The following is a 9,257-nucleotide window of genomic DNA, read 5'->3' on the forward strand; positions in this document are numbered from 1 at the left end:
CCTTCACGTAGGTTTCATCCATGTGCCACGGGCAAAGATCGGAAGGGTTACGCCAGTACCAGCGCAGCCGTTTTTCCATTTCAGGCGCATAACGCTGAACCCAGCGGTAAATCGTGGAGTGATCGACATTCACTCCGCGTTCAGCCAGCATCTCCTGCAGCTCACGGTAACTGATGCCGTATTTGCAGTACCAGCGTACGGCCCACAGAATGATGTCACGCTGAAAATGCCGGCCTTTGAATGGGTTCATGTGCAGCTCCATCAGCAAAAGGGGATGATAAGTTTATCACCACCGACTATTTGCAACAGTGCCGCCAAAGGTACTGAATAAAGATAAACAGGCCCTGGCTGTTCAGTTGTATGACGAAAGGAAACATACGGTTGCTCAAATTTGTGAATTAATGGGCGTGTCGAGGCCCACACTCTATAAGTACATCGATGCAGCCAGGAGCGTGACAAATGTTTAACTGTGCCTGGTCAGCAGGAGAATAACTCATGGTACCTGGCTGTACGCGCAGTTCATTATTAATGACAATACGCCGATGCTGGGGATTTTCCCGTTGGGTATGATCGGATAATCACATTCAGGATGACACTATGCTGACGGATATAACAGCAGTGACAGGCAATGTTTACTCACTCGACATCAATGACAGTCAGGTTACCCCTGATGTATTGCGTTTTCGGGGGACGGAAGCCTTAAGCAAGCCTTTTTCCTGGCGTATTGAATTCACCACGCCGCAGTCGAACATCCGGCCTGAAGATATGTTGATGAAGTATGCCAGCTTCATTATGCGGGACTGTAAGAGGGTGCACGGCATCATTACCCGCCTGGAATGGCTTTCCACCAGTGCAGACCAGTCTCATTATGCCGCCACACTGGAATCCCGTCTCGCCCTTTTGTCCCGCTCCCGCCGTTGTGCTCTATACCAGAACCTTTCCGTGCCGGAAGTGGTGGAGCAGGTGCTGCGTTCGCATGGTCTGGAAGGTCCTGACTTTGACTTTCGCCTGTCGCGCCAGTATCCGGTCCGCGAGCTGATTACCCAGTGGCGGGAAACCGACCTGGAATTCATCCAGCGCATTCTTTCTGAGGTGGGTATCTGGTTTCGCCAGGAGATGAATGACGTTACTGAGCTGGATGTGACGCTGTTTGGCGACAGCCAGCTTCACTATCTTTTTAATGGCGTTCTGCCGTATCACGAGCCATCAGGTCTGTATGACGGTGCCGAACTCTGCTGCTGGGGCGTGCGTACCTGGCATAATACTGTCACGGGTGCAGTCAGTACCCGTGATTACAATCCCCGCGCCGCGTCAGAGCCCATGGATACTGCGGTTTCGGTCCGTTCTCCTGCCATTACCACGGGCGAACATTACCGCTACGCTGAACCGTACCGCGAGGCCGGAGACGACACCACCTCCGAGCCGGAAACCGAAAGCGGAGCCTTCTACGCCCGACTCCACCATGAACGTGAGCTGAATAAATCTGCCCGAGTGCATCTGTTCAGCAACGCATACTGGCTCAGTCCGGGAATGGTGTTTGCCCCGCAGGGTGTGAATCTGAAGGACCTGAGCGACGGCGTGATTATTACCTTCACGTCATTTACTGGCGCTCGCGATTCACGTCTGCATGTCTCGGTGTGGGGGATGCCGTACCGTGAAGAATACGGCTTCCGTCCGGCTGAAATGGCCCGCCCGGAAATCCATGGCACGTTGCCTGCGCGTATTGAAAGCCGCGAGAAGAACGACACTTACGCGCACCTTGATGAGCACGGGCGTTACCGGGTACGACTGGATTTTAATCTGGACGACTGCGAGCCAGGCTACGCTTATCCTTGGCTTCGGATGGCAAAACCATATACCGGCGATGGCTACGGCTGGCACACACCGCTTATCGACGGTACGGAAGTGGCGATTGCGTACAGCAACGGTGATATCGACCTGCCGTATATCTCACACGCGCTCCACGATTCGGAACATCGCGATGTGGTTAACCGCGACAACCGCAGCCAGAATATCCTGCGCACCGCCGCCCGTAATGAGCTGAGGATGGAGGATAAGCGCGGCGAAGAGCATATCACGCTCTCCACAGAATTTGCTAAAAGCCAGCTAAACCAGGGGAATATTACCGATGCGCAGGACAAACCTCGCGGTACCGGTTTTGAACTCAGAACCGATGAACGCGGCGTTATTCGTGTCGCAAAGGGACTGTTTATCAGTGCCGACGGGCAACAGAAAGCCGCCGGAGAAGTGCTGGATATGGATACGGCGTTGCGGGAAATCGACCTCTGTCTGCAACAGCTCCGGCAGCTGGAAATGGCGGCAGAACAGGCGCAGGCCCTGAAAGCAGACGTAGACAGCCAGATCCGCATGTTCAATGAACGCCTGAAACCACTCAACGAAACGCTGGTCTTCTCCGCTCCGGAAGGGATGGCATTTACTTCTGGTGAGCATATGCAGCTCGCGGCAGCCAGCAATGTTGCCATCAATGCCGGAGGTGATATCAGCGTGGGCGCGATGGGCAATATGACGGCGCTGGCGGGTGACAAAATCGGCCTGTTCGCCCGCACCGGGCAACTGAGCCTGAAGGCCAGCGAAGGCCCGACAGACATGCAGGCCCGGAACGGCAACATGCGGCTGTTTGCGCAGAAGAAGCTGACCATTTCGTCAGAAAGTGACATCTCGTTTACCGGCAAGAAACGCATTACGCTAATTGGCGGCGGCAGCTACCTGAAGCTGGAGGCGGGGAAAGTGGAATACGGCACCACGACTACCTATATGCGCAAGGTGAAGCGAACGATGGCAGCCGCTGCGCAGAATATGCCGATGAAAATGTCCCGCACCGGCACGGCATACATCTATTCAGCTATCTATCAGTTGCAGGACAAAAACGGCAACATCCGGGTTAATACACCCTATCGCCTTACCACCCCATCAGGCCAGACAGCAACGGGGTTCAGCGATAACGAAGGCCGCTCCGTGCCGGTTTACACTCGTCAGCAGGAGGATGTGGAACTGCATGTCCTGACGAAAACACCACAGCCGGAAGAATCAATGTGGTTTGTAGGGGAAACCGATACGCAACAACTGGAAACCGAACTCAGGGAGAGCCAGCCATAATGGAAATACCCGATTTACCCGATACACCGACAGGTGCGCCTGATGCGCCCACCGGTACAAACAACCAGCCGTGGGACTGCACCACGACGGGCGTTGAAATGGTCGAGAAACAGTCACGTCTGCCGAATACAGAAAACCGTCAGTACCTGCATATCAAGGTGGAATACGCCATGCGTTTTCCCCAACTGTCGGCACTAATTCGCCGGGAAGGGAAAACTTACCGGATGAGCCTTAAGCAGACGATGATGAGTGGTCTTATTCGCGTGGATGAAATCGCCCGCAATTACTGCTGGTATTACAAGGCGGAGGTGGCGTTTGATATGCGCACCATGCCGCCCCGTCCTTTTCTGAGCAGTACGCTGCTAAAAAAAGACGGTGCTGGCCGTCGCCACACGACCAATCCTTTCCCGGTGCCCGGCAGGGGCATTTACCGCCGCCCAGACGTGATTATTGTTAAAAATAAGGAGGACCGCTGGCCTGGACTGGCGGGGCCGGATACCGAAGGCAATATGCACAGCGATAACCTGGCCCGCCTGGTGGAGGTGAAGTTTCCAGGTGATGATTTTGGCGAGGGGCAATATAGGGATTACATGAAAATTGTCGGTGGAATTGGTCATGAAGATCGCATGACCATTCTGGAGATCCACGACTGCCGCCCGGAAGAACACCAGTGGGTTGACCAGGCGGTCAACGTGACGATGAAAGCCTGGCAGACCAGCGGCGCGAAATACTGGCCGCTGGTTCTCTACCCACCTATTTTTATGCCCCGTCCGCCATCCACACCTGTAGCGTCCTGGGTGGAACCCTGGACTTATGCAGGTAATGCCGTCGCCGATCTTAGCGAAGGCGCTATTCGTGGCGTAGCTGAAGGCTGGAACGCATTGTCAAAAGAGACGCAGAATGCCCTTCATTCTGTTGCTGGCTGGCTTAACGACGGCGGCGAGTGGGTTTACCGGCAGGGAAGTGAGGCCTGGGTCTGGGCCAGCCAAACCGGTAAGTCGGTGAAATCCTGGACCAACGCCCAGATTAAGGCCGCATGGACAGAAATACAGCACGCCACCGATATGACGCTCGATATGCTGAAACAGGTGGACTGGGTGCAGATTTTAACCAGTGTCGCGAAAACGGTCGGCGTTATTCTGGTTGCCGTGGGTATCGGCGTTCTGGTGGTAACGTTGGGTATCCCGGAAGCCATTATTGGCGCGTTTTTACTGATTGTTCGTCTGGCAATAAGCGCCTGGGGAACACTGGCGGCTATTCTCGGTACGGGTACGGCGGCACTGGCAGCCGGTTAAAAAGGAACAGGTATGGAATTGCAGGATTTTGAGCTGAGTTACATCGAGAAATGGCTGCCGGAAGCCTCCGTGAAGTATAAAGACGGCAGCCCGGCGGTCAATCTCGGTCTGATTATCACCGTCTTTTTTAAGGACGGGCATACGCCAGAAGTCCGCCGCAGGATGGTGGAGTGCATGGATCGTTTTTATGCGGAATTTAAGTCATATTTGAAAAAAACGTTACCAGGTAAGAAGTGGACAGCTATTACAGAGAAGAATTATGCCAAACAGAAGCAGGAAATACTTGATTCTACGCCTGAAGAAATTTTTGACTGTGTACTAAGCAGCGCTACTGAATCTTACTTGGCACCAGAATACAGCATTCTCATTGTAGGTGAGCGTATCTACCACAATGACAATGATCGCTCAGTCATTAAGCTAACACTCCCATTGTCACTGCTGAAAGAGCCTGATGGTAAAAAGCGTTATGAAGGCTGGCTGATGTGGCTGTGTGACACCTTTTCGGTGGAAAGTGGTTATGCCGGACTGTCGTTTGCACTTCCTTATGCCCGTGAGCGAATGTTCCCCTATGAATTCGCCCTGGCACAGCGTTTTTCCGGCGTGATGGTGGATTCGCTGGGAACGCTGGAAGGCGGTGGAGCAGTCATTGGCCTGAAAGGTGCCTGCTGGTACACCATCCTGGGTACGTCGTGGCTGGAAAAGCTGGGTGGTGCAGAGAGATTAAAACATCGTTTAGCTAAAACGCCTGAAATCAGCCTGCTTCCTTATAACAACGGCACGATTATTAAAGCAGGAGAACTTCCCCCTCCATTAGGCGAAATGAAAACAGAAGGTTTATCGCCGTTGCTGGTCAAAGTTAACCAGCTCATTAAGCCAGTGCGGTTTAATGAATCAAGATCTCTTCATTTCTACTCTGAATATGAAGGACTTCAATTCGACAAAGAATCCACCATGAAGTGGTACAGGCGCTTTGACGAAGCCAGCGCCCTGCTCGATAAAGAAGAAATGGGGAAATCTTACGACCCCGAACGTATTAAATGCTGGACCGATGAAACAGCGCCCCATGCCGGACAATGGGCCGCGATGGTTAACGGCACCACCGAGTACATCCAGACCCGCGAAGGGCAGAAAATGCCCCCGTTTGAGGATAAGTACGGTAAGCAACACAGGGCCTGCTGGAAACTACTGAAACGAGATGACAATGGTAGCGTTTATACACTTCCTGAGTAAGGTCGTGTGCTTAATCACTCTCAGAGGGGCGAGCGCCTGCCAGTCCCTACAAAGACCCGAGGATATAAATGATCGAGTTAAGCGCAGAACAACGCCAGCTGGCGAAGATAGTTCATGACTACGCCATCCAGTTTCCTCTGACAGAGGATGGTGATGCTCAGCTATTGCAGGGCTGCTATGACCATATGGAAGCCTTTAAAGGGGTGATGGACAGTGCATCCAAAGTCCAGATGGACTACATCTGCCTGCAATATCCTGGATATTTTCGCTTTGCAAAGTGGATGGAACGGCTGGCTCAGGGTATTGCTGATGGAGTTATCGAGGTTCCGAAAGATCACTAACAACATCATATGTCAGAAATTTGCGGGGTTCTGACATTCTACCTGGTTAAGAAGTATATATGGCGTACGGTTTGGCTTCGTGGGTCGAAGCCAAATGTCGTCAAATCGCAGCTTCGCTCCCATTGAACCATCCAGAGAATATACCAACAAGCACGTGTGGTTAAAAAACATACTTAGCGTACGTTTTCGTACGGTTGGGCTTCAGACCCCGTTTACAGCCCTGACCGGATTAAATATCCGATGAAACGTGTTGGTAAACGCGGAGAAGGGAAATTTAAACGTATTTCATGGGATGAGGCCACAGCCTTTATTGCCGCTGAATTAAAGCGCGTTTCTGAAAAATATGGAAATGAAGCAATCTATTTTAATTATCAATCTGGCGCGTATTATCATAACCAAGGAACACCCGCATGGAAAAGGTTATTGAACCTGAATGGCGGTTTTCTGCAGTATTACAATAATTACTCAAACGCTCAAAACTTTACCGCCACATCTTACACGTATGGTGCTACAGGAGTACAGTTTGCCAGTCATTTTAGCCAGATTGCGCATTCTGATCTTGTGGTTTTTTTTGGTCTGAATTTATCTGAGACTCGGATGTCCGGTGGTGGGCAAGTTGAAGAACTGCGCCGTGCGCTGGAAATATCAGGCGCCCGGGTGATTATCATCGATCCGCGCTATACAGACTCTGTTGTTACAGAACATGCTGAATGGTTACCAATTCGCCCTACAACCGATGCTGCACTGGTAGCAGCTATTGCACACACGTTGATAAAAGAAAATCTGATCGACGAAGAACGAGTCAATACTTATTGTGTCGGTTATGATCGTAGCACCCTTCCGGAAACGGCGAAACCAAATGCCAGTTATAAAGACTATGTTCTGGGTAACGGTGATGACGGCGTCGAAAAAACACCTGAATGGGCGGCAGATATCTGTGGCATCCCGGCTATTCGTATTCGCCAGTTGGCACGTGAAATGGCCGAAGCTCGGGCCTGTTTCATTGCCCAGGGATGGGGGCCACAGCGTCATGCAAATGGTGAACAGACTTCCAGAGCGGTTCAGATACTTCCTGCCCTGACGGGTCATTTTGGATTGCCAGGAACCAACAATGGGAACTGGACATACGGAACACCTTATGGTGTTCCTGCTCTGCCGATTGGTGAAAATCCCGTTAAGGTGTCAATCCCCTGCTATCTGTGGACAGATGCGATTCAAAGTCCGGAAAAAATGACAGCCACCACTATGGGGGTTAAAGGCGCGGATAAACTGAAAACCGGTATTAAACTGTTCTTCAACCAGGCCGGGAATGCACTTCTGAATCAACATGGAAATATCAATCGTACACGCAAAATACTTGAAGATGACAGCCTGTGCGAAACTATCGTGGTTATTGATAATCATATGACTGCCAGTGCCCGCTTTGCCGATATCCTTCTTCCAGAAACTAGCTACTTAGAAGCCGAGGATCTGGTGGACAGTTCCTATGCAGCCGGTTCTCACCATTACATGATTGCAATGCAAAAAACGATCACACCGATGTGGGAAGTACGCAGTACCTATGATATCTGTGCAGATATTGCGGGGCATCTTGGGGTAAGAGAGCGTTTTACTGAGGGGCGTACTCAGGCAGAGTGGATGGCGAAGCATTACGGACAAGTTAAAGAGAAGCGATCATATCTGCCTGAATGGGAAGTTGCAATGAATATGGGGGTTATCGATCAGCAAGGTACTCGTGATGAGGACAGTATTATCCTTGCTGATTTCCGCCATGATCCGGTTGCCAGTCCACTGACGACACCTTCCGGGAAGATTGAGATTTACTCGCACACTCTGGCGGAACTGGCTAAAGCCTGGACACTACCGGAAGGAGATCGCATTCCGGCTGTTCCTGAATTTTGTATAGTGACAGAGTCCCATCTGAACAAGAGTCTGACAGCAAAGTATCCGCTACAGATGAGCGGTTTTCACACCAAAGGTCACACGCACTCAACATATGCCAGTGTGCTGATGCTGCATGAAGCGGTACCGGATGAAGTCTGGATCAACCCGATAGACGCCAGCGTGCGTCAGTTGAAATCAGGCGATATGGTCCATGTATTCAACGATCGCGGTGTGGTGGAGATCCCCTGCAAGGTGACACAGCGCATCCTGCCGGGCGTGGTGGCAATGCCGCAAGGCGCGTGGACCCGACTGGACAGCAACGGTGTGGACGTGGGTGGATGTATTAACACATTGACCAGCCACCTGCCGTCGCCGCTGGCGAAAGGGAACCCGCAACATACCAACCTGGTTGAAATCAAACGCGCTTAGGGAGTGATCCGCAATGAAACAGTATGGCTTTTATGTTGACTCCTCGCGTTGCTCAGGCTGCAAAACCTGCCAGGTCAGTTGCAAGGATAATAAAGATCTGGACGTGGGCCCGAAATTCCGTCGGGTATATGAATATGGTGGCGGAAGTTGGGCGAAAGAAGGAGAAAGCTGGCACAACGACACTTTTACCTACTACCTCTCTATTGCCTGTAACCACTGTGATGAACCGGTTTGTGTCTCCGGATGTCCTACCGGAGCGATGCACAAACGTGAAGAGGACGGACTGGTGCTGGTCGATGACAATATTTGTGTCGGATGCCGTTATTGCGAAATGCGCTGCCCGTATGGCGCGCCACAATTTGATGCTCAGGCCAAAGTGATGCGTAAGTGCGATGGTTGCCTTGATCGACTGGAGAAAAATCTGCGACCAATTTGCGTGGACTCTTGTCCACAGCGCGCGCTGGATTTCGGGCCGATCGATGAGTTACGGAAGAAGTATGGCACTGAGAATGAAATCGCGCCGCTGCCCGCCGCGTCGTTTACTCATCCTAACCTTATTATTAAACCCCATCCGAAGGCCCGCCCGACGGGAGACAAGGAAGGGGCCATCATGAACATGAGTGAGGTGCGCAATGCATGAGTTACCTCTGGTCTTTTTTACCGTCTTTACTCAGAGCGCAGTTGGCGCGTTTATTCTGTTGCTGATTGGCGGCACCCTGGGGCAGATTGACAGGCAGCGTATGGCCGTTGTAAGCGTAAAGTGAGAGCCGTATTGACGGCTATTTATTGGTGAGATCTACGTTCCAGGGCAGAAGTTCTGCCACTTTGTTCGACGGCCACTCCGGCAGCACGCTCAGGATATATCTGAGGTAGGCTTCCGGATTGATTCCATTCAGTCTGCACGTTCCGATCAGGCCATACAGCAGGGCTCCACGCTCGCCACCATGATCGCTGCCGAAGA

The 9,257-nt window shown here is 51.9% G+C and carries 7 protein-coding genes and 3 pseudogenes; 8 read left to right on the forward strand and 2 right to left on the reverse strand.

What is annotated here, in order from left to right; genetic code table 11:
• Positions 1-250, reverse strand: a pseudogene (locus B9P82_RS27420) (IS6 family transposase); the annotation flags it as partial.
• A 58-nt stretch (positions 251-308) separates the two neighbouring features.
• On the opposite strand from B9P82_RS27420, the gene B9P82_RS27425 reads away from it, so the two are divergent.
• From B9P82_RS27425 to B9P82_RS27460, 8 genes and pseudogenes are all read left to right on the forward strand, one after another.
• The gene (locus B9P82_RS27425; RefSeq protein WP_246842183.1) at positions 309-467 is read left to right on the forward strand and encodes a helix-turn-helix domain-containing protein; all 159 of its coding nucleotides are present in this window, start codon (positions 309-311) and stop codon (positions 465-467) included.
• Positions 468-597: 130 nt separating this feature from the next.
• Positions 598-3,117: a type VI secretion system Vgr family protein gene (locus tag B9P82_RS27430; protein ID WP_101701410.1), complete on the forward strand. Its 2,520-nt coding sequence runs from the start codon at positions 598-600 to the stop codon at positions 3,115-3,117.
• A complete protein-coding gene (locus tag B9P82_RS27435; protein ID WP_101701411.1) occupies positions 3,117-4,412 on the forward strand; it encodes a VRR-NUC domain-containing protein in 1,296 nt (431 codons plus the stop codon). Before B9P82_RS27430 ends, B9P82_RS27435 begins: the two co-directional genes overlap by 1 nt.
• Before the next feature lie 12 nt (positions 4,413-4,424).
• Positions 4,425-5,642, forward strand: a complete 1,218-nt coding sequence (locus B9P82_RS27440; protein ID WP_101701412.1) for a DUF3396 domain-containing protein — start codon at positions 4,425-4,427, stop codon at positions 5,640-5,642.
• 68 nt (positions 5,643-5,710) lie between these two features.
• Positions 5,711-5,983, forward strand: a complete 273-nt coding sequence (locus tag B9P82_RS27445) for an arylsulfatase regulator (protein ID WP_101701413.1) — start codon at positions 5,711-5,713, stop codon at positions 5,981-5,983.
• Between the two features lie 210 nt (positions 5,984-6,193).
• Positions 6,194-8,296, forward strand: a pseudogene (locus B9P82_RS27450) (DMSO/selenate family reductase complex A subunit); the annotation flags it as partial.
• A 13-nt stretch (positions 8,297-8,309) separates the two neighbouring features.
• Positions 8,310-8,936, forward strand: coding sequence for a DMSO/selenate family reductase complex B subunit (locus B9P82_RS27455; protein WP_023063502.1), 627 nt, complete (start codon positions 8,310-8,312; stop codon positions 8,934-8,936).
• Positions 8,929-9,045 (forward strand): annotated as a pseudogene (locus B9P82_RS27460) (DmsC/YnfH family molybdoenzyme membrane anchor subunit); the annotation flags it as partial. The gene B9P82_RS27455 and the pseudogene B9P82_RS27460, both read left to right, overlap by 8 nt.
• Before the next feature lie 30 nt (positions 9,046-9,075).
• Here B9P82_RS27460 and B9P82_RS27465 read toward each other — a convergent pair.
• Positions 9,076-9,257, reverse strand: a 182-nt coding sequence (locus tag B9P82_RS27465; RefSeq protein ID WP_143704298.1) for a transposase domain-containing protein, incomplete at its 5' end; no start/stop codon positions are given.

The organism is Citrobacter sp. L55, assembly GCF_002850715.1.
GTDB classification, from domain to species: Bacteria; Pseudomonadota; Gammaproteobacteria; order Enterobacterales; family Enterobacteriaceae; genus Citrobacter; species Citrobacter braakii.

Excerpts from the sequence above, each read along its gene's own strand:
- B9P82_RS27430 (WP_101701410.1), top strand. The coding sequence starts at position 598 with ATGCTGACGGATATAACAGCAGTGACAGGCAATGTTTACTCACTCGAC.
- B9P82_RS27435 (WP_101701411.1), top strand. The coding sequence starts at position 3,117 with ATGGAAATACCCGATTTACCCGATACACCGACAGGTGCGCCTGATGCG.
- B9P82_RS27440 (WP_101701412.1), top strand. The coding sequence starts at position 4,425 with ATGGAATTGCAGGATTTTGAGCTGAGTTACATCGAGAAATGGCTGCCG.
- B9P82_RS27445 (WP_101701413.1), top strand. The coding sequence starts at position 5,711 with ATGATCGAGTTAAGCGCAGAACAACGCCAGCTGGCGAAGATAGTTCAT.
- B9P82_RS27455 (WP_023063502.1), top strand. The coding sequence starts at position 8,310 with ATGAAACAGTATGGCTTTTATGTTGACTCCTCGCGTTGCTCAGGCTGC.